Annotated in this window: 26 protein-coding genes and 2 pseudogenes; 15 read left to right on the forward strand and 13 right to left on the reverse strand. The window is 57.8% G+C overall.

Features of this window, described 5'->3' with window-relative positions:
* The first annotated feature begins 412 nt into the window (after nt 1-412).
* On the forward strand, nt 413-2,320 hold the full coding sequence (locus ABDK75_RS12755; protein WP_346006061.1) for a DUF6311 domain-containing protein: 1,908 nt from the start codon (nt 413-415) through the stop codon (nt 2,318-2,320).
* Between the two features lie 10 nt (nt 2,321-2,330).
* On the opposite strand, the gene ABDK75_RS12760 is transcribed toward ABDK75_RS12755, so the two are convergent.
* Nucleotides 2,331-3,260: a glycosyltransferase family 2 protein gene (locus tag ABDK75_RS12760; protein WP_099211055.1), complete on the reverse strand. Its 930-nt coding sequence runs from the start codon at nt 3,258-3,260 to the stop codon at nt 2,331-2,333.
* Between the two features lie 131 nt (nt 3,261-3,391).
* On the opposite strand from ABDK75_RS12760, the gene ABDK75_RS12765 reads away from it, so the two are divergent.
* From ABDK75_RS12765 to ABDK75_RS12785, 5 genes are all read left to right on the forward strand, one after another.
* Nucleotides 3,392-3,475, forward strand: coding sequence for a hypothetical protein (locus ABDK75_RS12765; protein WP_284235166.1), 84 nt, complete (start codon nt 3,392-3,394; stop codon nt 3,473-3,475).
* A 238-nt stretch (nt 3,476-3,713) separates the two neighbouring features.
* Nucleotides 3,714-4,079, forward strand: coding sequence for an antitoxin Xre/MbcA/ParS toxin-binding domain-containing protein (locus ABDK75_RS12770; protein ID WP_182974348.1), 366 nt, complete (start codon nt 3,714-3,716; stop codon nt 4,077-4,079).
* Nucleotides 4,076-4,594: an RES domain-containing protein gene (locus ABDK75_RS12775; protein ID WP_346006062.1), complete on the forward strand. Its 519-nt coding sequence runs from the start codon at nt 4,076-4,078 to the stop codon at nt 4,592-4,594. Before ABDK75_RS12770 ends, ABDK75_RS12775 begins: the two co-directional genes overlap by 4 nt.
* A 250-nt stretch (nt 4,595-4,844) precedes the next feature.
* The gene (locus ABDK75_RS12780; RefSeq protein ID WP_346004483.1) at nt 4,845-5,756 is read left to right on the forward strand and encodes a tyrosine-type recombinase/integrase; all 912 of its coding nucleotides are present in this window, start codon (nt 4,845-4,847) and stop codon (nt 5,754-5,756) included.
* A 25-nt stretch (nt 5,757-5,781) separates the two neighbouring features.
* The gene (locus ABDK75_RS12785; protein ID WP_346004482.1) at nt 5,782-6,966 is read left to right on the forward strand and encodes an IS91 family transposase; all 1,185 of its coding nucleotides are present in this window, start codon (nt 5,782-5,784) and stop codon (nt 6,964-6,966) included.
* A gap of 402 nt (nt 6,967-7,368) precedes the next feature.
* Here the strand turns inward: ABDK75_RS12785 and ABDK75_RS12790 are convergent, their stop codons facing one another.
* A complete protein-coding gene (locus tag ABDK75_RS12790) occupies nt 7,369-7,959 on the reverse strand; it encodes a hypothetical protein (RefSeq protein WP_346006063.1) in 591 nt (196 codons plus the stop codon).
* A gap of 261 nt (nt 7,960-8,220) precedes the next feature.
* Here ABDK75_RS12790 and istA point away from each other — a divergent pair, with 261 nt between their 5' ends.
* Both istA and istB read left to right on the forward strand, forming a co-directional pair.
* Nucleotides 8,221-9,711, forward strand: a complete 1,491-nt coding sequence (istA, locus tag ABDK75_RS12795) for an IS21 family transposase (RefSeq protein ID WP_408874435.1) — start codon at nt 8,221-8,223, stop codon at nt 9,709-9,711.
* A complete protein-coding gene (istB, locus tag ABDK75_RS12800) occupies nt 9,708-10,547 on the forward strand; it encodes an IS21-like element helper ATPase IstB (RefSeq protein ID WP_183116647.1) in 840 nt (279 codons plus the stop codon). Before istA ends, istB begins: the two co-directional genes overlap by 4 nt.
* Before the next feature lie 134 nt (nt 10,548-10,681).
* Here istB and ABDK75_RS12805 read toward each other — a convergent pair.
* Nucleotides 10,682-11,439 (reverse strand): IS5 family transposase gene (locus ABDK75_RS12805; protein WP_346006064.1). Its coding sequence is split into 2 segments (ribosomal slippage): nt 10,682-11,118 and nt 11,118-11,439, totalling 759 coding nucleotides; the frame shifts between segments, so codons are not numbered across the junction.
* Here ABDK75_RS12805 and ABDK75_RS12810 point away from each other — a divergent pair.
* A complete protein-coding gene (locus tag ABDK75_RS12810; protein WP_346006065.1) occupies nt 11,379-12,110 on the forward strand; it encodes an SDR family oxidoreductase in 732 nt (243 codons plus the stop codon). The two genes, ABDK75_RS12805 and ABDK75_RS12810, sit on opposite strands and share 61 nt — an antisense overlap.
* 68 nt (nt 12,111-12,178) lie before the next feature.
* On the opposite strand, the gene ABDK75_RS12815 is transcribed toward ABDK75_RS12810, so the two are convergent.
* The 5 genes from ABDK75_RS12815 to ABDK75_RS12835 are packed head-to-tail and all read right to left on the reverse strand — an operon-like array spanning nt 12,179 to nt 20,014.
* Nucleotides 12,179-13,306: an AI-2E family transporter gene (locus ABDK75_RS12815; protein WP_346006066.1), complete on the reverse strand. Its 1,128-nt coding sequence runs from the start codon at nt 13,304-13,306 to the stop codon at nt 12,179-12,181.
* Nucleotides 13,307-13,345: 39 nt separating this feature from the next.
* Nucleotides 13,346-14,836: an efflux transporter outer membrane subunit gene (locus tag ABDK75_RS12820; protein WP_346006067.1), complete on the reverse strand. Its 1,491-nt coding sequence runs from the start codon at nt 14,834-14,836 to the stop codon at nt 13,346-13,348.
* A 2-nt stretch (nt 14,837-14,838) separates the two neighbouring features.
* Entirely contained in the window at nt 14,839-17,991 is a 3,153-nt protein-coding gene (locus ABDK75_RS12825; protein WP_346006068.1) for an efflux RND transporter permease subunit, read from the reverse strand.
* Between the two features lie 5 nt (nt 17,992-17,996).
* Nucleotides 17,997-19,172: an efflux RND transporter periplasmic adaptor subunit gene (locus ABDK75_RS12830; RefSeq protein WP_346006069.1), complete on the reverse strand. Its 1,176-nt coding sequence runs from the start codon at nt 19,170-19,172 to the stop codon at nt 17,997-17,999.
* Nucleotides 19,173-19,225: 53 nt separating this feature from the next.
* On the reverse strand, nt 19,226-20,014 hold the full coding sequence (locus tag ABDK75_RS12835) for an aspartyl/asparaginyl beta-hydroxylase domain-containing protein (RefSeq protein ID WP_346006070.1): 789 nt from the start codon (nt 20,012-20,014) through the stop codon (nt 19,226-19,228).
* A 127-nt stretch (nt 20,015-20,141) separates the two neighbouring features.
* Here ABDK75_RS12835 and ABDK75_RS12840 point away from each other — a divergent pair, with 127 nt between their 5' ends.
* Nucleotides 20,142-20,726, forward strand: coding sequence for a TetR/AcrR family transcriptional regulator (locus ABDK75_RS12840; RefSeq protein WP_346006071.1), 585 nt, complete (start codon nt 20,142-20,144; stop codon nt 20,724-20,726).
* 108 nt (nt 20,727-20,834) lie between these two features.
* Here the strand turns inward: ABDK75_RS12840 and ABDK75_RS12845 are convergent.
* Both ABDK75_RS12845 and ABDK75_RS12850 read right to left on the reverse strand, forming a co-directional pair.
* Nucleotides 20,835-21,236 (reverse strand): annotated as a pseudogene (locus ABDK75_RS12845) (integrase core domain-containing protein); the annotation flags it as partial.
* 45 nt (nt 21,237-21,281) lie between these two features.
* Nucleotides 21,282-21,452, reverse strand: a pseudogene (locus ABDK75_RS12850) (IS256 family transposase); the annotation flags it as partial.
* 83 nt (nt 21,453-21,535) lie between these two features.
* On the opposite strand from ABDK75_RS12850, the gene ABDK75_RS12855 reads away from it, so the two are divergent.
* Nucleotides 21,536-22,060 carry a DUF5700 domain-containing putative Zn-dependent protease gene (locus ABDK75_RS12855; RefSeq protein WP_346006072.1) on the forward strand — a complete coding sequence of 175 codons (525 nt, stop codon included), beginning with the start codon at nt 21,536-21,538 and terminating at the stop codon, nt 22,058-22,060.
* 19 nt (nt 22,061-22,079) lie between these two features.
* Here the strand turns inward: ABDK75_RS12855 and ABDK75_RS12860 are convergent, their stop codons facing one another.
* Nucleotides 22,080-22,535, reverse strand: coding sequence for a MarR family transcriptional regulator (locus ABDK75_RS12860; protein ID WP_346006073.1), 456 nt, complete (start codon nt 22,533-22,535; stop codon nt 22,080-22,082).
* Between the two features lie 144 nt (nt 22,536-22,679).
* On the opposite strand from ABDK75_RS12860, the gene ABDK75_RS12865 reads away from it, so the two are divergent.
* Nucleotides 22,680-23,102, forward strand: coding sequence for an organic hydroperoxide resistance protein (locus ABDK75_RS12865; RefSeq protein WP_346006074.1), 423 nt, complete (start codon nt 22,680-22,682; stop codon nt 23,100-23,102).
* 265 nt (nt 23,103-23,367) lie between these two features.
* On the forward strand, nt 23,368-23,586 hold the full coding sequence (locus ABDK75_RS12870; RefSeq protein WP_346006075.1) for a hypothetical protein: 219 nt from the start codon (nt 23,368-23,370) through the stop codon (nt 23,584-23,586).
* Here ABDK75_RS12870 and ABDK75_RS12875 read toward each other — a convergent pair.
* The gene (locus ABDK75_RS12875; RefSeq protein WP_346006076.1) at nt 23,579-24,385 is read right to left on the reverse strand and encodes an SDR family oxidoreductase; all 807 of its coding nucleotides are present in this window, start codon (nt 24,383-24,385) and stop codon (nt 23,579-23,581) included. The two genes, ABDK75_RS12870 and ABDK75_RS12875, sit on opposite strands and share 8 nt — an antisense overlap.
* A 119-nt stretch (nt 24,386-24,504) precedes the next feature.
* Here ABDK75_RS12875 and ABDK75_RS12880 point away from each other — a divergent pair, with 119 nt between their 5' ends.
* Entirely contained in the window at nt 24,505-25,440 is a 936-nt protein-coding gene (locus ABDK75_RS12880) for a GlxA family transcriptional regulator (RefSeq protein ID WP_346006077.1), read from the forward strand.
* A gap of 15 nt (nt 25,441-25,455) precedes the next feature.
* Here the strand turns inward: ABDK75_RS12880 and ABDK75_RS12885 are convergent, their stop codons facing one another.
* Nucleotides 25,456-26,028 (reverse strand): TetR/AcrR family transcriptional regulator, encoded by a 573-nt coding sequence (locus ABDK75_RS12885; protein WP_346006078.1) that lies wholly within the window; start codon nt 26,026-26,028, stop codon nt 25,456-25,458.
* Between the two features lie 100 nt (nt 26,029-26,128).
* Here ABDK75_RS12885 and ABDK75_RS12890 point away from each other — a divergent pair, with 100 nt between their 5' ends.
* Nucleotides 26,129-26,908 carry a glucose 1-dehydrogenase gene (locus ABDK75_RS12890; RefSeq protein ID WP_346006079.1) on the forward strand — a complete coding sequence of 260 codons (780 nt, stop codon included), beginning with the start codon at nt 26,129-26,131 and terminating at the stop codon, nt 26,906-26,908.
* Nucleotides 26,909-26,913 lie beyond the last annotated feature (5 nt).

The following is a 26,913-nucleotide window of genomic DNA, read 5'->3' on the forward strand; positions in this document are numbered from 1 at the left end:
TGAAAAATGCGTGCGGGTTACAATCTCACACCCCTATGGTTATCCCCTCAAAAGGATGCAGCAGTTGCAAAGCTTGCAGTGGGAAAACAGGGGGATGTCACTGAGGGTGCCTCCCTTAGATTTCAGCAACATTGCTCCATGTTCAAGTCTGTGATTTCCAAATCTTTAGACAAACCGGACCTTTGTATTCCCTACAAAACACACGTACAAAACTCTGACCGCCCCCAGCTCAGAGTAAAATTTCTTGTGCAAATTCAGTTTTCTACCGAGCTCAGTCTTTAGTCGGGTAAAAGCTTATATATTTCCGCTTCTTCTTGGATTTACTCTGGCTTTATGGACGTTTCCTCTTCCCTTAACATCTGGGAAGCTTCCTCCTGTGACTCAGGCACCCCGAGGAGACGTCATCCAGCACATGATCGGGCAAGCCTACTTCCTGAGGGAGGACTGGCATTTGCCTCTCCTTGTTGCAGATCGTCTGGTGGCTCCCGCTGGCACCAATATTGCCATGACAGACAGCATCCCGCTCGAGGCTCTGTTTCTTAAAGCACTGCATATTTTCTTTCCCGGAATGCAGCAGGGCATAACGTTCTTTCTGGCATTATGCTGGTGCCTTCAGCCCATCTGCGCTGTGTTCGCACTGCGGTCGATGGGAGAGAAACATCTACTTCCTGCAATAACCGTTAGTTTACTCAGTGCTTGCTTCCCAACGTTCTTGGCCAGAACTAGCCACACCGCCCTTTGCGCCCACTGGATTCTTCTTCTCGCCATAGGGCTGTATTTCAGGGCTGTTCAGCCGCAAGCCTCCTACAAGCCTACGTGGACTCTGGCGGCGCTAACAAGTTTGACCCTTCTAGTGCATCCCTATCTGATGGTGATGGTAGGTGCGCTTCTGGGTGCAATTCCATTATCAATTTTCTTCAGAGAAAAACGCTGGAAAGCATGTAGGTCCAGCGCAGCTGCAACCTTGGCAGCTGGAGCAAGTATTCTGCTGACAGGAAAAGTTTTGAGCTACTGGGGTGGCGTCAGCGGAGGGGGCTATGGAATCTACTCCATGAACCTCGCATCACCGTTCTGGCCGGCCCGGTCCAGCCTGTTCTTGCAGGCTACACAAGCACAAGCTGATGCCACGGGGGGCCAATACGAGGGATATCAGTATCTCGGAGCAGGCCTTCTCTTTCTTCTGGTCATGCTTTTTTGTCGCAAAAAGGGATGGGCCCTTTTCCGTCGGAGCATGATCCGAAATATTGGCCTCTTGCTTGCCTGCTTGGCTCTGACAGTCATTGCCCTCTCCAATAAAATATATTTCTTTCACACTTTGCTCTTCCAGACGCACATCATGATTCCTGGCGCTGAACAAATGCGCTCATCAGGACGTATGTTTTGGCCAGTCGCTTATGTCATTCTCCTTGGAGCAGTCTGGGGCGTCTGCAAGGTATGGCCGCGGGGGGCGCCTGCCCTCCTCAGTCTGGCTGCTATTTTGCAATGGGTCGACACACGCGATTTACGTCAGTCTGACCGCATGGCTGAGGCTCAGTTGCTAAGCCCTCCATTAGCCACTGATAGTCATTTGTTTGAAATAATGCATGCCTTTGAGCATGTTGAAATTTATCCTCGCCTTGAATGTGATGCCACAAGACTTGAAGAGGATATGCCGCTTATCTATGCAGCCGCTTATCAGAATGCATCCGTCAACACGATGTATACGGCTCGTTCACTCCCGGAAGGCGCATGCCATCTCGCCCAAGAAAATCCCCATTATCTCGACGATAAAACCCTTATCATTCTTAATGGCCCGCACCGCTTGGCAAATGCATCCTCTTGGATTGACCGTACACAAGCCAATTGCGGAGTAGTGAAAACTCTCATCCTCTGCGCCAAAAAAAATCTAAATTTACCCTCTGTACCGCCCTCAACACCACTGCCTCTCAATCAGACAATTTTCACGTCATCAAATTCCCCGCTCCACGCAGAGCTTCTGGAAACCGGTTGGTCTGGGTCGGAGGATTGGGGAACATGGAATGAAGGATACCAAGCCTTTCTGTTTCTTCCCGTACCTAAAAACACAAAAACGGCTACAGTGATTCTGAAGTTACAGGCGGCACCAGGAGAAACGAAAAAATTAAAAGTGTCCTTACATGACCAAATTTTAGCTGAGTGGTCTGTATCCCCAGAAAAATCAGAATATCTTGTAACAATTCCCACACTTTCTACCGAAAATATTCACCTGAAACTGGATATTGATCACCCAGTACATTTGCCGACAGATCCACGTTTTTTAGGAATTGGGATTTTAAGCGTAAAAATATTAACCCCAAACTAAAGAAATAATATCAGTTATAGGTTTTTCTCAAAACATAAATAGGACGTTGCTTAGTCTCCATATAGATGCGCCCTATATATTCTCCCAACATCCCAATGCTGATAATTTGAACGCTACTAAAAAGAGTAATAGCGGCAAAAAGAGATGCATATCCTGGGACTGGATTACCCCAGAGAATTGTACGAATTATTATAAATAAACCATACACGAGAGCACATAAAGCTCCCATTGTTCCAAGATAAGTCCAAAGACGTATGGGGATAGTTGAAAAGCTCGTGAAGCCCTCTAATGCAAAATTCCAAAGTGAAAAACCCGAGAACTTTGTCGTTCCGGCGGAGCGAGGCAACCGAGCATAATCAACAGTAACGGTGCGAAAACCTACCCAAGCAAATAGACCTTTCATAAATCTCTGCCGCTCCGGAAGCCGTTTGAGCGCATCCACGACACATCTGTCCATTAAACGAAAATCTCCAACATTTTCAGGGATCTGAATGTGTGAGATTTTACTGTGAAGCTCGTAGAACCAAGCCGCTGTCTTCCGCTTCAGAGTGCTATCTGTGGAACGATCAACACGTCGCCCCAATACAACCTCAGCCCCTTCGCGCCAAGCTTTCACCATCTGAAAGATCACCTCAGGAGGATCCTGCAGGTCCGCATCAATGATAACAACAGCATCACTGTCTGCGGCGTCCAACCCGGCTGTTAATGCTGCTTCTTTACCAAAATTTCGAGATAGTTCGAGAATTCGAAATCTAGGATCTCTCTGTGAGAGATCTAATAATTGAGCGAGTGTCGCATCACTACTTCCGTCATCAATACAGACGATCTTCCACCCTATTTCGGGAATTTTTTCTAAAACAGGAATGATCTTGTCTGCAAAAATTGTGATCGCACTTTGTTCATTATAAAATGGAACGATCAAGGAAACAGTCTTCAACACACATTACATCCTTCGAAGTTTCAACAATCTTCAAAAGAGAGGAGATTTTTATTATTCGAATAATAATTCTCTGATAGATTTTATTACATATGTCAATAAAATCTTATACTTATTAGCAGGGGGGGGCACTATTGGTTCATGCTTCTGCTGATGACTATCAGAGTCAACCGATTGGTGGTTCGGGTCTTCGAGTGATTTGTGGTGTGGTTCGGTAGAGCAAAACGCAAAACCCCCGCTGTCTCGATGAGATAGCGGGGGTTTAAAACTGTAAGTGGTTGCGGGGGAAGACAACCAACGATACTTGCGATTGGTGAACCGCGAGATACCCCGTCTCGCCGCATGACAGAGTGATCATGCCAGCGCGCATGGACATATCCAACTGGAATCCTTGTCATAGGCAATCCGCCTCATATATGATCCCATAATACGGGCAATATATGAGGCATATGTGTCATGTCTGAGACCACGTTCCTCTCCGACGCCTTCGATCCGTCCGGACTGATCGCTGCAGAACGACTGAGCAACATGCTGCACATCACGAGGAGCGAACTGGCGGCAACCCTGGGCCTGTCGCGTGATGCGGTCTCCAAAAGCGCCCGTCTCGGCCGCCCCGCCACCCAGGCGAGGCTGCGCGACATGGTCGAGATCCTCAATCGCGTCCGGCCATGGGCGGGCTCAGCCCAACAGGCTTTCGCATGGTACCGGTCACAGCCCCTGCCCTCCTTCGGCGATCAGACTGCCGACGCGCTCGTCCGGGAAGGGCGCGCCGATGCAGTCCGTCGGTATCTGGACCGGATCGCGACCGGCGGATACGCGTGAGGTTCACCGGGCGGGTGTTCCGGGCGCATAATCCCCGTTGGTCTTTTACTCCACTGTCAGGCGACGGTGCGGCGTTTCACGGGGGGCGGTTCAACCCGGTCGGCACCCCGGCCTTGTACACCTCGCTGCGTATGGAGACTGCCTGGCTCGAAGCCCAGCAGGGCTTCCCGTTCAAGCCGCAACCTCTGACCATCTGTGCCTATGATGTCGATAGCGAGCCTGTCCTCGATCTGACTGATCTATCCAGCCTTAACGATCTGGACTTCTCCCCCGCCACCTTGGCCTGCCCCTGGGAAGACCTTGCTGACCAAGGCAACACGCCGCCTTCATGGGAACTGGCAAAGGCACTCATGGCCGACGGAGCGGCTGGCATCATCGTCCCGAGCTTTGCCCCTGGAGCGACAGAACATGACAGAAACCTCGTCTTCTGGGCATGGTCAGACAGTCTACCCTCCCGCGTAACCGTCATTGACGATGAGAGGCGACTGCCCACAACTGCAGCGCCGTGGCCGTAAACTGACTGGAGAGTGAAATGACCGAATAGCGGCTATTCAGCGCCCAGGCCTAACGACCGCTATGACGGCGACTGCCGCCTGTCTGCTCCTGCATCACTGAGCGGACAGGCAGATCAAAGGGGAAGAACGAACCCGCTGCGCGGGATTGGTGCGGTGTGCAGGCTATCACCACGGCGTGAGCGATCTGTTTTGTTTGGAACTCTCCTGATTTGGTCAAGCATTCTGGCTTCTTCCCCCCAGAAGGAGCCGGATGATGACAGAGTCCCTGTGCATTGCTGCAATCAGTCCCCTTCGCCAGCGTCTGCTTGATGACATGGCGGTGCGACGGTTCTCCCGGGAGACGCAGCGCAATTACCTTCGTGATGTTGGCCGTTTCGCCACGTTTCTGGGGCGCTCACCCCATACGGCAACAGCCGAGGATGTGCGCCAGTTTCAGATTGCGCAGAACGCGGCTGGCATGCCGACACCGACCATGAACGCCATCGTGTCCGCGCTGCGGTTTTTCTTCACCCAGACGCTCGACCGCCCCGACCTTGCACGCAGGCTGGTCCGGGTGGCGCAGCCCCGCAACCTGCCCGTCGTGCTGAGCCGCGATGAGGTTGCCCGGTTGCTTAACGCGACCATATGCCTCAAGCATCAGGCCGCCCTGTCGGTTGCCTATGGGGCAGGTCTGCGGGTGGCCGAAGTCGCAGTTCTCAAGATCAGTGATATCGACAGCGAGCGTATGCTGCTCAGGGTCGAGCGGGGCAAAGGGGGACGATATCGCAACGCCATGCTTCCGGCAGATCTTCTGCTCCTGCTACGGGAGTGGTGGAAGGCCGGACGCCAGCAGGGCGTGATGCACCCTCAAGGCTGGCTGTTTCCCGGGCAGGATACCATGAAGCCCATCAGCACACGGCAACTCCATCGCGTGGTTGTCGAGGCAGCACGGGCCGCTGCGATCAGCAGACGTGTGGGGCCTCATACTCTGCGGCACAGCTTTGCCACGCACCTGCTTGAGGATGGTGTCGATGTCCGCGTGATCCAGGTTTTGCTGGGTCATTCCCGTCTGGAGACCACGGCTCTTTATACAAAAGTTGCGACACGGACCGTGCGGGCCGTCATCAGTCCGCTCGACAGGCTGGGCATGCTGACGACCACGCAGGCGAGGCCCGACGGTTGATCCCTGGGCCTCGGTGGGCACCGTCATGTCCGCCTCGCTCGAACTTGGCGATATCTTCAGGGCTGCCGGTCCTGCCTGGCGGGTAGCCCATGCCGGCCGTCTCCCCCTGCAGCAGCTCAAGGTCATGTCGGCGGTCGAACACTGTCGCACGGCAGCCCTTGGTGGCCATGTCGCGGCCTGCGGGGACTGTGGACACTGGCGGATCGCCTATAACAGCTGCCGCAACCGTCACTGTCCGCGCTGTCAGGGAAACGCCGCACGGACATGGCTGGCCGAACGGGAGGCCGATCTCCTGCCGGTCGGGTATTTCCATGTCGTCTTCACCCTGCCGGCGCGGATCGCCGACATCGCGCTCCAGAACAAGGCCGTTCTCTACGCCCTGCTGTTCCAGGTTGCCTCGGAGACGATGATGACGATCGCCGCCGACCCCCGGCATCTGGGCGCGCGCATTGGTATTACCGCCGTTCTGCATAGCTGGGGGTCGGCGCTGACCCACCATCCCCATGTACACATGATCGTACCAGGCGGCGGCCTGTCCCCCGATGGCCAGCGCTGGATTTCATCGCGCCCGGCCTTCCTGCTGCCCGTCCGTGTGCTAGGGAAACTGTTCCGCCGCCTGTTCCTGACCCGGCTGCGCGCACTGTTCGATGCCGACCGGCTGGTCTTTCGGGGGCAGCTTGCCTCTTTGGCAGAGCGTCGTGCCTTTGTGCGATATCTGGCCCCTGTGCGCAGCAGACGCTGGGTCGTCTACGCTAAACCCCCTTTTGCCGGGCCCAAAGCGGTGCTGGCCTACCTGTCGCGCTATACCCACCGTGTCGCCATCTCGAACCGCCGTCTCCTGGCGTTCGATGAAAGAGGCGTGACGTTCCGGTATAAGGATTACCGCCGGGATACCGCGCATCAGCAGCAGGTCATGACACTGGCCACGGATGAGTTCATCCGCCGCTTCATGCTGCATGTTCTGCCACGGGGATTTCATCGTATCCGCCATTATGGCCTTCTGGCCAGTTCCAGCCGCAAGGCCAGCCTCGCCCGAGTGCGGGAACTGCTCAAGGTCATACCAGCGTCAGAAATCCCGGAAGCTGAAACGGTCATGCCACTTCCGTGCCCATGCTGTGGTGGTCCGATGATCGTCATCCAGATCCTTCCCCGATGGTGCCAGCCCCGAGGGCCGCCACGGACAACTGATCCGACCGGAGGATCACCATGACAGCCCGCAGAGACCACAGCATGACCCGATGCCTGTCGGAACCGTCTCGTTCCGGCACACCGACAGACCTGCGCAAAATGCGAAAAAACGGCAGAAAATGGGCACCTGGAACCGATGGTCCTGTCATCATCATCCGTAGGATCCGAGGGAAATGCCCTTTATCGCGTCACGAATGTCTTCACGTGACCCCGCTCTAGGGCGCCTCAGGCCCGCACCAGTTGCAAATTCCCCATAACTGAGTCCCGGTGTCGCGGGTTCGTTCTTCCCAGACTTTCGTACGCCTCGCGGCGCCCGAAACCCTTCAGGGAAGCGGAAGGTCGGCTGTTGATGGATGGAATTCGATAAGCAGACGTCTTGAACGGGAAGCATTGAGCACCTGTGAAATCGGAGCACAAATTCTGTCTATTTTCTGGTCGCGAACACCTTCCCGGTTCCCGAGAACTGACCATCCTGATCCAAATATCCGTCATAGGCCTGGCGGACTTCATCCTCTAAAAACGCATCGAAGATATCTGTAATCTCGCGTGGTGAGAAATGAAAAAGCTGCTTCTTGCTCTGCGTATCTGATGCGACCAACAAGCCGTCTGGCAAATAGGTGCTCCCGGAAAGAACGCCTATGACCCGTGCATGCAGCATTTTGTCGGAGATTGTTTTCGGCGTTTTCCTACCAAGCTGCCGCACCGTCATGTCATAGTTGTTGAATATCTCGCTTGCAGTGCGACTTACGAACGGTTCACGCCATTCCGCATCCTTCTTGCGCATGATCTCGTGAACCTCCAGCGGCGTTGCGCAAAAATGATCCGTCACCAGCCGGCATTCGATCAACCGTCTCATGCATATCGCGGCAAGTCCAACCGCCTTTTCTAGCATATGATAGGGGTTGTTGTCGGTCTCCACCTCAGCCAATGCTTCGCCAAGGTGCATAATAATTCTGCGGCGCTGCTCGGCTAGCTCGTTCTTCCATGTGTAGGACTGCCACTCGGAAGAGCTCACGCGTCCCAACTTACGCGCTTCGTTGATTCGATTTTGTATGTCCCGGTCCGCTGCCTGCTGCGCGACAATCTGGGTGAGAATCGGCGTCGATCAGGGTGAGAATTCCGGCTGGGCGGTGCGGAGGGCGTAGCCCGCAGCACCGCCCAGCCGGGGACCTTCTTTTGGCCGGGGGTCGTGGCCGTGTCGATACTGGGATTTTTCCCTCGCGGGGAGGTTCCGGTGCCGGGGCGTCACATCAACGATCATCAGGTGAGGCTCTTCATGAACTCCCGACGCCAGTTTTCCATTGCCGCTTCCGCTGCAAAGGCCGCGATCAGCGTGGCCAGCGCCTATCGTCTCGAGCGCGATCCGCGCCTGCCTTCGGAGAAGACCGTGCCGCGGGGGCGGCGGAGACCCGATCCTCTGGCCGATATTTTCGACACGGAGGTCGTCCCGCTGCTGCGCGCATCGCCCGGTCTGCGGCCGGTCGCGGTCTATGCCGAGATGCGGCGGCGTCATCCAGATCTGCCCGAGGGCATCCGCCGCACGCTGGAGCGGCGGATCCGTTCCTGGCGCGCGCTGCACGGCCCCGAGCGGGACGTGATCTTCCGCCAGGAGCACGAGCCCGGCCGGATCGGGCTGTCCGATTTCACCGTCATGGACGATCTCGCCGTCACGGTCGCGGGCGAGGCGCTTTCGCACCGGCTCTACCATTTCCGGCTGCCCTTCTCCGGTTACGAGCATGCTCACGTCATCCTCGGCGGCGAGAGCTTCGTCGCTCTGGCGGAGGGAATGCAAAACGCGCTCTGGGCGCTGGGCGGCGCGCCGGGCGAGCACCGCACCGACAGCCTGTCGGCGGCCTTCCGCAACCTTGACGCGCCGATGCGCGAGGATCTGACCCGCCGATACGAGGCCCTCTGCGCGCATTACGGCATGACCCCGTCACGCAACAATCCCGGCGAGGCGCACGAGAATGGCTCGATCGAGAGCGCCCACGGTCATTTCAAGAGCCGCCTCGCCGACGCGCTGCTCCTGCGCGGCAACCGGGATTTCCCAACGATCGCGGACTACCGCCGCTTCATCGACGAGAATGCGGCGCGGCATAACGCCCATCATGCAAAGCGCATCGACGTCGAGCGCGCAACGCTCCTCAAGCTGCCCGCCCGCCGTTCCGGCGATGGGGAGGATCATGTCGTCACCGTCACGTCGGCGGGCGGTTTCACCCTCAAGCGCGTCTTCTACACCGTGCCGTCCCGCCTGATCGGCCACCGGCTGCGCGCCAGGCTGTTCGACGACCGCCTCGACCTCTTCCTCGGCGGAACCCTGCTGATGACGCTGCCGCGCGGTCGGCCCAAATCACACGACAAGCACGGCCATGTCGTCGATTATCGCCACGTCATCCATGCGCTGCGCCGCAAGCCAGCAGCGCTCGCGCGCCTCGTCTATCGCGATCAGCTCTTCCCGCGCGAGGCCTATCGACGCATGTTCGAGTTCCTCTGTGCCAAGCTCGCCGAGCGGCAGGCCTGCAAGATCACCGTCGCCCTCCTGGTCCTGGCGCACGAGCACGCCTGCGAGGCCGAACTCGCACAGGCTCTCGACGACGATCTGCGAGCCAAACGCCTGCCCGACCTCGATATCCTGCGTGCGCGTTTCGCCCCCCGTAGCGCCAGCCTGCCGGATGTCCATGTCCGTACCGTTCCCCTCGCCGATTATCAGCTCCTGCTCGACGCCCCCGCCACAGGGATGGCCACGGCTGCGGAGTGCGGCGCATGACCCCGCAAACCAGCATCGACGCCGCCCGGCTCGACCTCATCCTCAACGAACTCCGCCTGCCCGCCATCCGGCAGTTCTGGCCCCAGTTCGCGCAACGCGCGGACAAGGAGGGCTGGCCTGCGGCGCGCCTGCTCGCGGCCCTGGCCGAACACGAACTTGCCGAGCGTGACAGGCGCCGGATCGAGCGCCATCTCACCGAAGCCCGCCTGCCGCCCGGAAAAACCATCGACAATTTCGATTTCGACGCCGTGCCCATGATCTCCAAAGCCCAGATCATGGCGCTGTGCTCAGGCGATACCTGGCTGACCAGCAGCGCCAACCTGATCATGTTCGGACCGCCAGGCGGCGGAAAGTCGCACCTCGCGGCGGCCATCGGCCTCGCCCTGGTCGAGCGCGGCTGGCGCGTCCTCTTCAGCCGCACCTCCGATCTCGTCCAGAAACTCCAGATCGCCCGCCGCGAACTCGCTCTCGAGGCCGCCATCAACAGGCTGGATCGCTACCACCTGCTCATCCTCGACGATCTCGCCTACGTCACCAAGGATCAGGCCGAGACCGCCGTTCTCTTCGAGCTGATCTCCGCGCGATATGAGCGAAGATCCATCCTCATCACCGCCAACCAGCCTTTCGCCGAATGGAACAAGGTCTTTCCCGACCCCGCCATGACGCTCGCCGCCGTCGATCGTCTCGTCCACCACGCCACCATCCTCGAGATGAACGTCGAAAGCTACCGACGTCGCGCAGCCCTGGAACGAAAGCGAAAATCAGGCCGACCGCCCGCCAGAATGACCCCTCACGAGCGCGACCTCGTCGCCAGCGACAATCAGACCAGCACATAACCCTTGCCAGCGACAATCAAACCGCGCTCTGTTTGTCGCGCCACGACAATCCATTCTCAACTTGATTGTCGCGCTCCCTCATCCAGATTGTCGCGCTACAGCTGCCACCGCTTATACTCCTTTAGGCTCAGGACTCATAGCCAGAACATGATGGTTGCAGCGAGGCAGATGGCTGAGAAGAAGGCGGTCGGGCATCTGTCATAGCGGGTTGCGACCCGCCGCCAGTCCTTGAGCCTTCCGAACATAATCTCGATGCGGTTGCGACGTTTATATTTTTGTTTGTCGTATTTGACTGGTTTTCCGCGGGATCTTCGCCCCGGAATGCAGGGCCTGATCCCTTTCTCTTCCAGAGCGTCCCTGAACCAGTCGGCGTCATAACCCCGGTCCGCCAGCATCCATTGTGCTGCAGGAAGACTGTCCAACAGGGCAGCGGCACCGGTATAATCGCTGACCTGTCCTGCCGTCATGAAGAAGCTCAGCGGTCGTCCGTTCTGATCAGTGACCGCATGGAGCTTGGTATTCATACCGCCTTTGGTGCGACCGATCAGGCGGCCCGGATCCCCTTTTTTAACCGCAGGCTTGAAGCCGTACGGTGCGCCTTGAGATACGTCGCATCAATCATGATGGTCTGAGGCTCGGCTTTCGCAGCAGACAGGCCATCCATCATCCGCATGAAAACGCCCATGTCGCTCCAACGCTTCCAACGGTTGTACAGCGTCTTGTGGGGGCCGTATTCCCGTGGCGCATCACGCCAGCGCATCCCATTGCGGTTCACGAAAATGATCCCGCTCAGTACTCGGCGGTCATCAACGCGAGGTTTGCCGTGGCTCTTTGGGAAAAAGGGCCGCAGACGATCCATCTGTTCATCCGTCAGCCAAAACAGGTCGCTCATTGCCAGTCTCCTCGCAGAGCCTGAATCAGATTTCCACAATCAAATCAATGGGTCCTGAGCCTAGTGAAATTACCAAGGCTGGCGGTCGAGCCATTCCTCTGGTGACGGACGTTACTGATCTTGTCTCGTGTCAAGAAGCGGCAAAGAGCTTGATCGCCCAATTTGGAAGGATTGATGTTCTGGTCAACAATGCGGGCCTGATGCCCCTATCCAGCGTTGACAGCCTGAAAGTGGACGAATGGCAGCAGATGGTGGACGTCAATATATCCGGTGTTCTTAATGCAACGGCAGCCGTTCTTCCGCAGATGATCGCACAGCATTCGGGCCATATTTTCAACATGTCCTCGATTGCAGGCCGGAAAGTCTTTACGGGTCTCGCCGTTTATTGCGCCACCAAGGCTGCGGTGACAGCGTTTTCAGACGGCCTCAGAATGGAGATCGGACCAAAGCATAATATCCGCGTTACCTGCATTCAGCCGGGAGCCGTAAAATCAGAGCTTTACGATCATATTACAGATGCTGATTACCGCAAACAGATGGATGACCTTGCAGCGTCCATGACCTTTCTCGAAGGCGAGGACATAGCAGACAGTATTCTTTTTGCTCTGAAATCACCTGCGCGTATGGATGTTGCAGAACTGTTTGTGCTTCCGACTGAACAGGGATGGTGAACAGAAACTGATTGCCAACTGAGGACCCTTTGTCGGTTCTGGCAAGGTAACTGACAACACGCCGTAGATCAGAATACGATTTTTTGTGATAGCCGAGGTGTCAGTCTGGACAGGATCGCCAGGAGAATAGCCGTCAGGGGGGCTGCGAAAATGAAGCCGGTCACGCCCAGAAGCGCTCCAAAGATGGTCTGCGACAGGATTGTCAGCGCTGGCGGCATCTGTACAGCGTGGCGCTGCACGAATGGAGAAAGAATGTAGCCCTCGAAAAACTGGATACCGGCATAGAGGAGAACCACAATCAGCGTTTCATGCGGGCCTTGCGAGAGGCTGACCAGAAAGGCCGGAATAAAGCCGAGCAGCGCACCGAGATAAGGAATAAAGTTGGCGAGCCCTGCCACGACCCCGAGGGGTAACGCCAGAGGCATCCCGGCCAGCCACAGGCCAATCCCGGTCAGAATACCGACGACAAGCATATCGAAGCCCTGCCCACAGATCCAGGCGGACAGGGTCCTGACTGCGATGAGCATCAGACGGCGGGCAAGCAGCCGCTGGCCCGCCGGGATCAGACGCAAGACACCGTTGGCATACAGACGTGGCGCCGCGGCGAGATAGATGCCCGCGACGAAAATGACGACACAGGTTCCAACCGACCCAAACGTGGAACTGACGATATTCGTCATCGACCCGGTAAAGTCCGAATCCACGCTATGTCCACGTTCCTCTTGCTGATTGCCACCAAACGTGTCCGGCACATGATTGAGAAGAAGATGACCAAAATAAGTCGTATCAAGACTGTCATGGATCTGACGGGTTTCGGTGTGCAGAGCATCCTGAAGCCGCCTGGCCTGCGTGACAAACTCGGGTCCGGTCGTCCAGAGCAGGATAAGAGCGCCCCCTGTCAGGACAAGCAGGACCACCGCCAAAGCCAGCCATTCAGGCAGTCGGCAGAAGCGCGTGATCCAGGAAGATATGCCACGCAGAATGACCGCAACCAGAACGGACGCGCACAGCACCATCAAAATCGCACCGCAATATTCCGCGATCATATAAAAAACGGCCACAAATACGGAAAAACGGGCCAATCCCCATAGGCGCACGAGAGGCGCACGCAAGGCATCGAGAGCCTGCACGATGTCATCGGCGGAAGGATTGGGCGATCGAGATAGGGGCGACGAGGGTAGCCGCGACGGAGGCATGGAAGAGTTGTCCTTGGAAGTCATGGCAGGCAGAATCGCTTATCGACTGGCCAGAGAGGTGTTTGACAGACGGGGAACATGCGCGCTCCAGCCGCCGCCAAGGGCCCGATAGATCGTGACCATGTTCTGGTAGCGAGCCATACGAACCAGAACCTGCCACTCTCGGGCTTCCAGATAATCCCGCTGGGCGATCAGGGCCGTCAGATAGGACGCCTGACCGGCATGGAACTTCAGATCGGAAAGATGTCGTCCGTCCGCTGCGGCCGTGACGAGATCCCGCACGCGGGCACTCTCGTCCAGATAAGCCTGTCGGGCGACCAGACAGTCCGAGACTTCGCGAAACGCTCCCTGCACGGTTTTTTCATAAGCGGCGACTTTACCATTCCGTCGGGCTTTCGCCGCCATGAGGTTTCCGGTGTTCTGCCCCCAATTGAGCAGTGGAACGGAAATTTCGGGCGAGACGCCCCATGTCGTCGCAGCAGACGTGAAGAGCTTGTGGAATTGCAGGCTGCTGACGCCATCCGTCGCCGTCAGGGTGATACGCGGAAAAAATGCCGCGCGCGCCGCACCGATATCCGCATTGGATGACAGCAGGTCGTGCTCTGCGGCGACGATATCCGGGCGTCGTTCTAGAAGATCGGAAGGCAGGCCAGCCGGAATGCTGGTCATGAGCATCTGTTCGTCAAGCGAACGGGGGGCGGGGAGATCCGCCGGGATCGGAGAGCCGATCAGAAGAGTGATGAGATTTTCGTCCTGTTTCAGCTCCTTTTCGGCGTCCGCCCGAAATACGCCGTCCTGCGCCAGTTGCGTTTCGGCCTGTCGGACTGTCAGACGATCCGTCTCGCCCCAGGCCAGACGTGACCGCGCGAGACGCACCGTCTTTTCCTGCGCGCGAAGGACATCGTTGGTCAGGTCCAGCGTTTCACGATCTGCAAGCCACGCGAAATAGGCGTTGGCCACCTGAGAGACGAGGCTGATACGAAGCGCCTGAAGATTGGCCTGCTGCACCAAAACCAGCTCCTGCGCTGAACGCGACAGGCTGCGGATACGCCCAAACAGGTCGATCTCGTAGGATGAAAAGCCGATCCCTCCTGTGTAGTAGCGGAATGTTCCGGGGGATTGCCCGCCCGCTCCACTATCCAGGCCGGGCGCGAAACTCAGTCCGGCCTGGTCGGACGGACCTTCGTACATTGCGCCGCCATCAGCACCGATATGCGGAAACAGCCCGGCATGCTGAACGTCATACTGCCCCTGCGCCTCGACGATGGCGGACGCGGCCTGATGCAACTCCCGGTTTTCACGCAATGCAATCGCAATTAGCCCCCTAAGGCGCGGGTCCGTGAAAAAATCGGCCCAGCCGATATCGCGGACAGGGGTCAGATGCCCCGCTTCGTCCTGTCCTTCTGCCCCAGAAAAACTGGCGGCCAACGGCGTAACCGGACGCTTATATTGCGGGATCATGGTACAGCCCCCCAGAAGGGAAAAGACCAGAAACGCCATCATACGACGTGAAAAAGAAACGAACCTCATGATTAACGTTCCTGCGGCTGGAGGCTGGAGGTGCTGGGAGAAGAAGAAAGCTGGTTCGGCTTCACCCTGAAGAGCCGCAGGACAGTCACGAAGAAAACCGGCACAAAATAGATGGCGAGTGCTGTGGCGGACAGCATGCCGCCCACAACGCAGGTTCCGATGGCCAGTCTGGCGGAAGCACCTGCTCCCGAGGCGATGGCAAGAGGTAGAACGCCGAACATGAACGCGATCGAGGTCATCAGGATTGGACGCAGGCGCTCACCTGCCGCTTTCAGGGCGGCTGTCTCAAGACTGTCCCCCTGCTCGAAGAACACCTTGGCAAATTCGACGATCAAAATGGCATTCTTGACCGAAAGGCCGACAGTCGTCAGCAGACCGACCTGAAAATAAACGTCGTTCGCCATCCCACGCCACAGGGTCGCACCGAGCGCGCCGAGAATTCCCAGCGGAATGACCATCAGTACAGCCAGCGGAATGGCCCAGCTTTCGTAAAGAGCCGCAAGGCAGAACAGGATGACGATTGCCGCGAGAGCATAGAGTGGTCCCGTAGAGCCCGCAGAAGCCATTTGCTCATGTGAAAGACCGGTCCATTCGTAACTGATCCCGGCGGGCAGTTTTGAAAGAACAGCTTCCATTCTCTCAATGGCCTCTCCGGAACTGTGCCCCGGAGCCGCCTGACCCAGAATTTCGTAAGATTCCGCGCCGTTGTAATTTTCGACCTTCTGCGGCCCCGTCTCCCAGTGTCCTGACGTAAACGCGTTCAGGGGAACGAGGGTCCCGAAGCTGTTGCGGATGTACCATTTATTCAAATCGGCGGGCGTCATACGGCTGTCGGCCTGCCCTTGAATATAGACCTGCTTGACCCGACCGTTCTGCATGAACTGGTTGACGTAGATCGAGCCCAGAGCGCCTTCGATGGTCGGATTGACGTCTTCCATCGTTAGGCCCAGAGCCCCGGCCTTTTCGCGGTCGATATCCAGCCGGAATTGCGGCATGTCTTCCAGCCCGTTTGGACGGACCGCCACCAGAGCCGGATCCTGAGCGGCAGCGCCCAGAACCATGTTACGCGCATTCAAAAGAGTGTCATGCCCCATTTCGCCCTGATCTAGCAGTTCAAGATCGAAGCCCGTGGCGTTTCCGAGTTCCATGACCGCAGGCGGGTCGACGGCGAAGATCTGGGCGTCGGGGTCCATCCAGAAATGTTCCATGATGCGCCTGGCGACGGCGGTGGAAGACAGCTCCACCGTTTTGCGGTCGTCCCAGTCCTTAAGCCGGACGAAGAACGCACCCGTACTCTGGCTCTGACCGGCGAAATTGAATCCGTTCATCACGAACACGGAGTCAACGGCACGGGATTCCGTTTTGAGAATATAATCCGTGATGCGCCGGTTGACGGCGGCTGTATCGGCCATGGTGGCGCCCGGCGGAAGGGTCACCTGTCCGAAGACGATACCCTGATCCTCGTCGGGAATGAAGCCGCCGGGGAGTTTCAGGAACAGCCAGCCGGTCATGCAGGTCAGGAGTGCGAAAGCCAGCATGGACAGGACAGGCCGATTGACGAGATGTTGCACCCCCGACTGGTAACGGCGTGTCAGGGCCTCGAAATTATGGTTGAACCATCCCGAAAAACCACTGGTTTTTTCAGGCGCGGTTTCCTTCAGGAGCGTCGCGCAAAGGGCGGGCGTCATGATCAAGGCCACCAGGACGGACAGCCACATGGCTGCGACGATGGTGATGGAAAACTGACGGTAGATAACGCCCGTAGAGCCGCCGATCACGCCCATCGGCAGGAACACTGCCGTCAGAACGAGAACAATGCCGACCAGCGCCCCTGTAATTTCATCCATTGAGCGGATTGCCGCGTCTCTGGGAGACAGTTTGCCTTCTCCCATGACGCGCTCAACATTCTCGACCACGACGATCGCATCATCGACGAGTAGTCCGACGGCAAGAACGAGGGCGAGCATCGTCAGCGTATTGAGGCCGTATCCCAGAATATCGAGGACCCCGAACGTCCCGAGAATGACAACCGGAACGGCGATCGTGGGAATGAGGGTGGCGCGGAAATTCTGAAGGAACACGAACATGACGAGGAAGACGAGCCCGATGGCCTCGATCAGCGTCTCGATCACCTCATGGATCGAAAGCGTGATGAAGGGCTGGGTGTCCAACGGGTAAACCGTTTTCAGACCTGGCGGATAGTAATGCTCCAGTTGAGCCATACGCGCACGTACGGCGGCTTCCGTCTGCAATTGATTGGCGCCAGGGGCCAGTTTCAGGGCAAGTCCCGAGGCTGGCATGTTGTTGTAGGAGGACTCGATCGAAGACGTTTGCGGCCCCAGTTCCACACGCCCGATATCGTTCAGTCGCACCTCCGACCCGTCTTCCTGCACGCGCAGGATGATCCTGCGAAATTCCTCGGGCGTTTTCAAACGACGCGGACCCGCGACAATGGCGTCGAGATGCGCTTCCTTCGTCGCGGGCAGACCGCTGAGCTCGCCTGAGGCGACCTGGATATTCTGAGCGGCGATCGCCTGTTGCACATCGGGAATCGTCATGCCGTACTGGTGGAGTTTCAGCGGGTCCAGCCAGATGCGCATCGCATATTCGGAGCCGAAGAGCGTGTGATCGCCCACGCCGGAAATCCGGCTCAGCTGGTCGGCAATATGGGACGCCACATAATCGGAAATATCAGCAGCCGTCATGCTGTTGTTGGTGGATATGAACCCCAGGACCAGCATGAAATTCTTCGAGGCTTTCGCGACGCTGAGCCCCTGCGTGGACACTTCCGGCGGCAGGCGTGGCATTGCAAGCTGGAGCTTGTTCTGGACCTGAACCTGAGCGGTATCGGGTTTCGTACTCTGCCCGAAGGTCAGATCGATCTCCATCTGTCCGTTCGCATTGGACTGCGCCGAGACATATTCGAGACCATCCAGCCCATACATCTGCTGAAGAACAGGGCGCACGACCGTATCGTTGATCGTCTCCGCCGAGGCCCCGGGATAGACAACGGTAATGGCGATCTGGGGTGGGGCGATGGCGGGATACTGGGAGACCGGCAGCCTTGTGAGCGAGACGCCGCCAACAAGCATGATGATCAGACCGATGACCCAGGCGAAAATCGGCCTGTCGATGAAAAAACGGGAGAGAGACATGCCCCTTATCCAGCCTTGCCTGCTGAAGTGTTTTCAGATTGTGGACGAGCAGACTGAGAAACATCTTGCGGGGTCACCTTGTCGCCCGGCTGGGCCTTCTGGAATCCGCTCACCATGATGCGCTCACCGGCATCCAAACCGCTCTGGACCAGCCACATAGTACCGATCATCTGGCTGGTCCTGACGGATCGGACCTGAACCTTGTTGTCCTTATCGATGATCCAGACCTGCGGATCGCCGTGCGGACTATGGCTCAACGCCGTCGCGGGAACGAGAAGTCCATTTTCTACCGTCCCTTCGTCCAGTCGGGCCCGAACAAACATGCCAGGCAGAATCCGCTGCTCAGGGTTGGGAATGATGGCACGCGTCACGATAGAACCTGTCGTCTGGTCGACATTGACTTCCGAAAATTCGAGATGTCCCTGATGCGGATAGGCTGTGCCGTCTTCCAGAGTAATGTCGATCACGGCCGTGCTCTTCGAGACGCGGTGCAGCCGACCTTCACTCATTTCGCGCCACAAGCGTAGAAGATCCTGCACGGGCATCTGAAGGTCCAGATAAATGGGATCGAGCCGGGTGACGACTGCAAGGTCCTGTTCCTGTCCTGCCGTGGTCAGTGTGCCAGCTGTCACGAGAGACCGATCGATCCGCCCACTGATGGGCGATGTCACCTGAGCATGTTCTAGGTCAACACTCGCACGTTGCAGATCGCCCTTTGCACTGAGTGCCTGACCTTCGGCGTCCTGTGCTGCCGCTCGGGCCTCTTCGTAATCCTGTCTGCTGACAGCCTGCTCTTTTGAAAGAGGACCGTATCGACGGAGCCTTTCCTGTGCAGCCGTATCGTTACCCTGTGCACGCAACAAGGCTCCCTTTGCCGTCAAATAGGCTGCCTGATACGGTCGCGGATCAATCTGATACAGGGGTTGACCGAGTTGCACGTCCTGCCCTTCTACGAACAGACGCTGCAGAATCACACCGCTGACCTGCGGTCTGATATGCGCGACTTCGTAGGCGCGTAGACGACCGGATAACTCGGTCTGGACACGAACAGGCTGGGGCTGGAGCGTGATAACTCCAACCGGCTGAGGCGGAAGTTGTGGCGCGGAAGATGGCTTTTTGCATCCGCTGACAACACTGACGGCGAGGAGAGGTCCCACCAGCCGGATAAGGTTTTTTTTCACGGGGAACAGTCCTGTTCGGGAAGCGGTATTAAAAACGGCCACACAACGGACGATCATGTGTCGAGCGCTGTGGTATTCGGGTCACGAAAGACCCGGCCCTGGTTCCATTTTTCAAGGTTTCTGCTGACGTCTCGTACAAAAGACGAATGACGAATGGCAAAAAGAAAAAACTTTTGCACAAGCCACGAGAAACCACGGGTCGGACGCTCAAACTGGATCAGCAGGACGACACGCTGTTCAGACGTGTGGTTCTCCACAAAATGTCTGTACGTGTCATCAAAAATGAAGCAACGCCCATTGCGCCAGCGATAACGCTGACCGTCGATGTCAATCCAGCAGGCCTCAGCGTCTTCCGGAACAAGAAGCCCCAGATGACAGGTTAATAGCCCCTTCGTGACACCAAAATGCGGTGGGATTGAAGCTCCAGGCTCGAGAATGGAGAAAAATGCCGAATTCAAGTCAGGAATCCGTGAGATCAGATCGCTGGTCACCGGAGCCAGCGCACAGTTCTCTTCAACCCTGACTCCATATCCATACAGGAAAAATGATTTCCAACGCGTGTCGACAGCGATACGCGTATGATCTGGAGACAGGTCGCGCAATGCCGGAACATTGTCTCGCCGTGCAAGAATCGCCGCCAATTCCTGCTTGATAGTACCTGACGCGTATTCAAGCGTCGGTATCCAGGAAAAAAGCGTCGGCTCAAGAACAGGGGTATTGGGAACGCAGGTCTCTTTCTCAATTATGCGATTGAACCATGGGCGAAGACGCTTCCCAATGCGAAGGAGCGCCGAGCGACGCAATGGCTTCTTGTCCTCACATCTTTTTCCGGACTGCATCATAACCGTTTCCTTCAGTGCCTCACCCAAAGGCACACAACCTGAATTTCATGAGAGATAAATTCACTACCGTCCGGACGGTCGTTAGTAAACCCTCTTTCTTACCGGCTCTCTGCCTCCTTGACAGGACATGAGGCCCACGAGCATCGTCAACGTTATGGGACTCTCACCAAAACAGATAGAAAAAGCGGAACAGGTCCGTCAGGATATCCTGCACGCCGCAGCGGAAATCGTAATTGAAAGAGGCGTGCAGAGCCTGACTCTTGCCGCCGTTGCAAGCCGGGCACGCGTCAGCAAGGGGGGGCTACTCCATCACTTCGCATGCAAAGCAGACCTGATCAGAATTCTTGTTGAAACGTTGATCGCGGATTTCGAAACGGCGCTCGATGCGTGCGCGAAAGGAGATCCCGAGCCCTATGGGCGGCGTATCAGAGCGTATGTCAGAGCCAATCTGGCTTATTCCGTCAATAACAGAAAAATCGCTATCGCGCTTTTCCCGTTATCATTCTCCGAACCTGAACTTGTCACACTACTGAGAACAAGTTGTGACAGATGGCTAAACTCCCCTGATGAAATCGATAGCGTCCAGTCTTATGTCATCCGGCTTGCAACAGACGGTTTCTGGATGGCAGATACAATGAATATCCACTCCGAAAACTCGAATCTTCGGGAGAAAGCTTTGGAGCATCTTGTCAAGATGACTTATCCTGCTTGAAAAATTGTGCCGATTTGGAGCAATCGAAGAACTGTTAGTCGACGGGTCTGAGGTGGACCCGTCCGTTCGGACAGTTTTGTGGGCTTGATAAGCTATACCCGGTTGTCGTTATGCCGCCATTCTGACGGCGCTGCTGTTGGCCATCTGGTCCGGGGTTAACCCCGGACCAGATGGCGTCGGCACGTCATGATACGCCTCATCGGGAGTGCGTCCAGCCAGTGCCGAGTGCGGACGCTGCTCGTTATAATGGGCGATCCATCCGGCAAGCCCGGCCCGTAGCTCAGATCCGGTCTCGAACGCGTGCAAATAGACGCATTCGTATTTCAACGACCGCCACAGACGTTCGATGAACACGTTGTCCAGCCAGCGACCACGCCCATCCATGCTGATGCGAACCTGTCGTCGTTCCAGGACCTCAGTGAACCGGGGTGTCGTGAATTGTGAACCCTGATCCGTGTTGAAAATCTGCGGGGTGCCGTAGCGCACCAGCGCATCCAGGAGTGCGTCGAGGGACTGTCAGGAATTTCGTGTGCGAGGCGTTGTTCACGTTGTTGATCAGACGGTGGCGCGCGCGAAGCGGTCACCGAAGAGAATGGCGAACTGTGCCTTTGCCATGGACCATTCCCTTGGCGGCATAGTCCATTCTTTCTCGGCCCGGTTCAAGGCCAGGAAGAGAAGCTTGAGGGCCGCGTCGTCATTGGGGAAATGCCCCCTGGCGCGGAGGCTACACGTTCGGCGATACCGATTTCTATCTCAACGTCGGGAGGATTCGAGATTTTGTCCTGGCAAGGGAAGTCAGGAATCACGAAATGTATCATGCCGTGCAGGATGCCTTCTCCAAGGAGCGCGGCGCCTTCGACGATGACCCGGACCTCTCGCCCTGTCACGCGACCCGCAAACTATTCGACAACCTATATGAGGAGGGTACAGCAGATTATGTTGGAGACCACTCTCTGATCGAGCAGGCAAAGGGCGAAGCGGCCAATCGTATCAGGGACGATGAAAAGGACGGCCTGAGGCACATAGAATGGAGTGCCTCACTTCTTGAAATGTCCGTCGATGCCCTGAACGCCAAGACACCGGTACCTTACAGCAAGGTCTATGCCGTTGGCTTTTACGGACACGCCATCCTGTACAACATCGCGTATGTAATCGCGAAAGATATCACAGCGCGTTACGGGCCTGATGGCCTGATCAAATTGCTCAGGCAGCCCTCTTACGACTATGTCCTCACCTATGTCCGTCTGCCGGAATATGGAAAGGACCGCGACCATCCGCCTCTTGGACACGGGACCGTCGCGGCAGCACAGGTTCTCGCTGCCGGATGCAAATAAACCAAGCCGCGGCGGCCGGTTACCCTGCTTCCTGAGGGGTAGCGAGGAGGGCGTCCCTGAAGCCGCGGACCTCTTCAGTGAGGCGGACAAGATCCGATACCGGAGCACCGGACCGCTTGAGTAGGGTCGCCGCGAGGCATGTCGCATCGTGGCGCAATGCAACGCCTTTCGGACACAGCGTTACGACGACCTGGCGCTCATCATCCGGATTGCGTTGGCGCCGCACGAACTCCGCGGCTTCCAGACGCTTCACGAGAGGCGTGATCGTACTCGACTCCAGTGCGAGGCGATCGGCGATCGCTCCGACGGATTGCCCGTTCTTCTCCCAGAGTACGTTCATGACGAGATACTGCGGATAGGTGATGCCGAGCCGATCAAGCACGGGTCGATAAGCCCGGTTGATCGCGATATTGGCCGAGTAGATGGCAAAACACAGATGCGCGTCCAGCGGTAGGGAATCGGGCGGGGAATCCAAGGTCCATCTCCATGTGGCAGGCAAGGTTTCTTTATCACGAAATTTGATATCGCGATAAATAAATAGCTTTACAAGCCCGGCCTTCGCCACTACGAGTTTATTTATCGCGACAATCATTATCGCGACGTTGTTATGGAGGTTTCTATGAACATTCTCTATCGTGCCGAAGCAACAGCCACCGGCGGACGCACCGGTTCAGCGAAATCAAGCGATGGGCGCCTGAGCGTGACGCTCGATACCCCGAAGGAACTCGGAGGGGCCGGCGGTGACGGCACCAATCCTGAGCAGCTTTTCGCAACGGGCTATTCCGCCTGCTTCCTCGGCGCCCTGAAATATGTCGCCTCGCAGAAGAAGGTGAAACTTTCCGAGGAAACCTCGGTCTCCGCGTCGATCGGCATCGGCCCGCGCGACGATGGCAAGGGCTTCGGATTGGAGATTTCCTTGACGGTCGCCATTCCGGGCATCGAACGCGCCGAAGCCGAGGCGCTGGTCGCCCAGGCCGATATTGTCTGTCCCTATTCCTACCTTGCCCATAATGGCGCGACCGTCAGTCTCAGCGTTGCGTGATCGGCCTTCGAAATACACGCCGCCGGCACTTGGCCGGCGGCGGCAAGACTTCAGGCGCCGCTCCGGTCGGGCATACCATCTTGCACATAGTAGGTGATGTAGAACGCCCGGGAGGCGAAGAAACGTCTGATGTCGAGAAACACTTTCTCTCCGGCCGCGTCTTTCAGAGTGCATTCATGACCGAGCCGCCGGTCCCGCATTCTCTCTTGTGAGTCTTGTATTTCACTTTCCCCACCCGTGCCGTTGTTCGTAAGCGGCTTCGGATATGGGGTTTGCGGACGCGAACGCCGCCTCTTCCGCAGTCATATTGCGTGGCCTTATGTCCGAACAAGCCGCAAGAAGCACCGAAGAGAGAGTGGCCAGAAGCAAAATGGATTTTGTTTTTATTCCAGAATTACAATATGTCATGACCACTCTCCTTATTTTATATATCGGTCAGATCATCGCAATATTCTTCGCTTTTACCGGATCGGCGATCATGTGAGATCGCCGTTGGTGTAGCGAGCGGCCGGAAGCGAACGCGAGAGGTTTGGCATCAGGGCATGGCGGGCGTTTTCGTAGGTTGCCCAGTCCGCGACATCGGGCAGCGAGGGGATCGTCACCAGCTCGCCCTGGTCCAGCCCCGCCAGAGCGGCGTCGACCATGTCCGCTGCCTTCATGACGATCTCGGACGGCAGGTGCTCAACAGGTGTGCCCGCTGCGTTCCAGAACTCGGTCGCCGTGGCACCCGGCAGAACCGCCTGGACGTTGACACCAGTACCAGCCAGTTCCTTGTGCAATGACTGGGTCAGCGCCAGCACGAAGGCCTTGGTACCGCCGTACACACCGTTCAGGACTTCCGGCGCAATGGCGCCAATCGACGAAATATTGACGATCAGACCCTGTCCACGCGCCACAAAACCCGGTAGCGCGGCATAGGTGAGTCGCGTGAGGGCGGTGACGTTCAGCCCGATCATCGCCTCCATCGCGTCGATATCCGATTGGAGGGCGGGTGCCGTCGCGCCAACGCCGGCATTGTTGACCAGCGTGGTGATGCTGTGATCGGTCTTCAGGATGTCCGCCACCCGGCGGACGTCTGCACCCTGACCCAGATCGGCGGTTACGACCTCAACGGACCGACCGGTCTCGTCGCTAATCCGCGCCGCCAGTTCGTCGAGCCGTGCGCGATTGCGAGCGACCAGGATCAGGTCATAACCGCGTCGGGCCAGCCGGTCCGCGTAGAGCGCACCGATCCCCGACGATGCTCCCGTCACCAGCGCCGTTCCCAGATGTTGCGTTGCCATTGCCTTGGTTCCTTTTCGATGCGAAGGCGTGATGCCGTCGTCTGGTAGGACCATAGGCGCGCTGGCTTTTGTCCTGAATGTCTTATATGCTTCAATTCAGGACAAAGGAGATCGCGGCCATGCAGCGCGTCGGGTTTATCGTCTACCCGGGCTTCCAGATCATAGGTCTCGCCGCTGCGACGGCATTCGAGGTTGCCAATCTCGTCAGCGATCCGCCGGTCTACGAAGTATCGGTCCAATCGGAGAGCGGCGGCACGATCCGGGGATCAGACGCCGTTTCAGTCGACAGCGCGACGTTGGACGACACGCATTTCGACACCCTGATCGTCCTGGGCGGGACGGGAATCCCCGATCCCTCGCCAGGCCTGCTGGAGTACATTCGACTTGCCTCCGGACGCGTACGTCGCCTCGCATCGATCTGCACTGGCGCCTTCGTCCTGGCCGAGGCCGGATTGCTCGACGGCCGGCGCGCGACCACCCACTGGCTTCTGGCTCCCGAATTGCGAATCCGTTTTCCGGCAATCAAGGTCGAAGAAGACCGGATCTTCCTGATTGACGGCACGATCTGGACCTCGGCCGGCATGAGTGCCGGGATCGACCTCGCGCTGGCGATGATCGAAAAGGATCTGGGCCGAGAAATCGCAAGATCAGTCGCGCAGAAGCTGGTGCTCTATCACCGTCGCGCCGGTGGCCAGTCGCAGCATTCGACCTTGCTCGCACTGGAACCGAAATCGGACCGGATTCAGAGCGCCCTGGATCATGCCCGACGCAATCTGCGGAATAGTCTGTCGGTCGAGGAACTGGCCGAGGCCGCGCATCTCAGTCCCCGCCAGTTCAGCCGCCTCTTTCGCGCCGAAACCGGAGAATCACCTGCCAAGGCAATCGAACAACTGCGCATAGAAGCCGCACGCCTGATGCTGGAACAGGGTCGCCATCCGATTGAAGTCATCGCACGTGAAACCGGCTTCGACGACCGCAACCGGATGCGCAGAGCCTTTCTGCGCGCCTATGGCGTGCCGCCGCAGGATATCAGGCGCAAGCTCGCGGACGCATAGGTGCGTCCGCCGCCCCTAGCCGCCGATCATCAGCAACCCGGCCCGGACGCCGTTTTCCAGGATCGCATCGGACTCATTCCCCGGCCCGATCACGCGCGCCAGTTGCAGCGTGCCGATCATCAACCCATAGAGCGCCTGTGCGGTCGCCCGCCGTATCTCTGGCGTACCGGCAGGCAGGCTGTCCGCGATCTGCCCGACGAATTCCTCGCACGCGGCACGGAAGGCATCGCGCGTTTCTTCCGGATGTCGGGCGATTTCGGCCGATAGCGCGGCCGCAACACACCCCCCACCCGGATTGTCGCGATGAGACGGGCTGAGATAGCGGCGCAACCAGATTTCGGGCGGCGCGCCGTCGCGGATCGCCTGCACGGTGGCACCGCCGGCATTCGCGCGCATCGTGTCCAGTGTCTGGCGGACCAGATCCTCTTTCGACTCGAAATGTGTGTAGAACGCGCCGTTGGTCAGGCCGGCATCCGCCATCAGCCCAGCAACGCCGGCGGCCGCGATCCCATCCTGGCGAAAGCGCCGGCCCGCCACGTCGATGATATGCCGGCGCGTTTCCTCCCGATGACCTTTTTGATAGCGCATCCGTCCCTCTCGTCCCTGCCGCTCGAAATTTACGGCCGCACCTATTGCATTACAATCGTAATTATACATTATGATCGTAATCCAATTGGAGACACAGACCATGAGACTACGTGACAAGATCGCCCTGATCACGGGTGGCAACAGTGGCATCGGCCTCGCGACGGCCGAGCGTTTCGTTGAGGAAGGGGCCCGCGTCGCGATCACGGGCCGCGACCAGAAGACACTCGACGCGGCGGTAGCGAAGCTGGGGCCGAATGCGCTGGCGATACAGGCCGACCTGACCGAGGACGGCGCGGCCGAGCGTGCGGTCACCGCCACGATCGAGCGGTTCGGCGCGCTCGATATCCTGTTCCTCAATGCCGGTATCGCAGGCAATACACCTGTCGGTGCCACCAGCCGGGCACAGTTCGAACAGGTCCTCGCGACCAACCTGACCGCCGTCTTCTTCACCGTGCAAGCGGCCTCGCCTCACCTGAAGGAGGGTGGATCGATCATCCTCAACGGGTCGGTACACCAGGTATTGGGCATTCCAGGTGCCTCGGCCTATGCAGCCAGCAAGGGCGGCATCGGCGCGATGAACCGGGTGCTGGCATCGGAATTCGCGCCCCGTGGCATCCGGGTGAACAATGTGGTGCCGGGTGCCACCCGCACGCCGATCTGGCGGACATTCGCCGCGACGCCCGAAGAGCTGGAAAAGCTGGAAGCCGTCTATTCACGCGGTATTCCGCTGGGCCATCTCGGCGAGGCCGTGGATATCGCCAACGCGGTGCTGTTCCTGGCCTCCGACGAGGCGCGGCACGTCACCGGCACCGAGATCGTCGTCGATGGCGGCACGATCGGCGCGCCTGCCGGCGCCCCGATTTTCCGCGCCGAAACGTAAGACGA

Origin of the sequence: Gluconobacter sp. OJA (assembly GCF_039638325.1) — a bacterium.
GTDB lineage: Bacteria > Pseudomonadota > Alphaproteobacteria > Acetobacterales > Acetobacteraceae > Gluconobacter > Gluconobacter cerinus.

Excerpts from the sequence above, each read along its gene's own strand:
- ABDK75_RS12885 (WP_346006078.1), bottom strand. The coding sequence starts at position 26,028 with ATGCGCTATCAAAAAGGTCATCGGGAGGAAACGCGCCGGCATATCATC.
- ABDK75_RS12755 (WP_346006061.1), top strand. The coding sequence starts at position 413 with ATGATCGGGCAAGCCTACTTCCTGAGGGAGGACTGGCATTTGCCTCTC.
- ABDK75_RS12820 (WP_346006067.1), bottom strand. The coding sequence starts at position 14,836 with ATGAGGTTCGTTTCTTTTTCACGTCGTATGATGGCGTTTCTGGTCTTT.
- ABDK75_RS12855 (WP_346006072.1), top strand. The coding sequence starts at position 21,536 with ATGTATCATGCCGTGCAGGATGCCTTCTCCAAGGAGCGCGGCGCCTTC.
- ABDK75_RS12825 (WP_346006068.1), bottom strand. The coding sequence starts at position 17,991 with ATGTCTCTCTCCCGTTTTTTCATCGACAGGCCGATTTTCGCCTGGGTC.
- ABDK75_RS12815 (WP_346006066.1), bottom strand. The coding sequence starts at position 13,306 with ATGCCTCCGTCGCGGCTACCCTCGTCGCCCCTATCTCGATCGCCCAAT.
- ABDK75_RS12785 (WP_346004482.1), top strand. The coding sequence starts at position 5,782 with ATGTCCGCCTCGCTCGAACTTGGCGATATCTTCAGGGCTGCCGGTCCT.
- ABDK75_RS12780 (WP_346004483.1), top strand. The coding sequence starts at position 4,845 with ATGATGACAGAGTCCCTGTGCATTGCTGCAATCAGTCCCCTTCGCCAG.
- ABDK75_RS12870 (WP_346006075.1), top strand. The coding sequence starts at position 23,368 with ATGGGGTTTGCGGACGCGAACGCCGCCTCTTCCGCAGTCATATTGCGT.
- ABDK75_RS12875 (WP_346006076.1), bottom strand. The coding sequence starts at position 24,385 with ATGGCAACGCAACATCTGGGAACGGCGCTGGTGACGGGAGCATCGTCG.
- ABDK75_RS12865 (WP_346006074.1), top strand. The coding sequence starts at position 22,680 with ATGAACATTCTCTATCGTGCCGAAGCAACAGCCACCGGCGGACGCACC.
- ABDK75_RS12835 (WP_346006070.1), bottom strand. The coding sequence starts at position 20,014 with ATGATGCAGTCCGGAAAAAGATGTGAGGACAAGAAGCCATTGCGTCGC.
- ABDK75_RS12840 (WP_346006071.1), top strand. The coding sequence starts at position 20,142 with ATGAGGCCCACGAGCATCGTCAACGTTATGGGACTCTCACCAAAACAG.
- istA (WP_408874435.1), top strand. The coding sequence starts at position 8,221 with ATGAACTCCCGACGCCAGTTTTCCATTGCCGCTTCCGCTGCAAAGGCC.
- ABDK75_RS12880 (WP_346006077.1), top strand. The coding sequence starts at position 24,505 with ATGCAGCGCGTCGGGTTTATCGTCTACCCGGGCTTCCAGATCATAGGT.
- ABDK75_RS12770 (WP_182974348.1), top strand. The coding sequence starts at position 3,714 with ATGTCTGAGACCACGTTCCTCTCCGACGCCTTCGATCCGTCCGGACTG.
- istB (WP_183116647.1), top strand. The coding sequence starts at position 9,708 with ATGACCCCGCAAACCAGCATCGACGCCGCCCGGCTCGACCTCATCCTC.
- ABDK75_RS12890 (WP_346006079.1), top strand. The coding sequence starts at position 26,129 with ATGAGACTACGTGACAAGATCGCCCTGATCACGGGTGGCAACAGTGGC.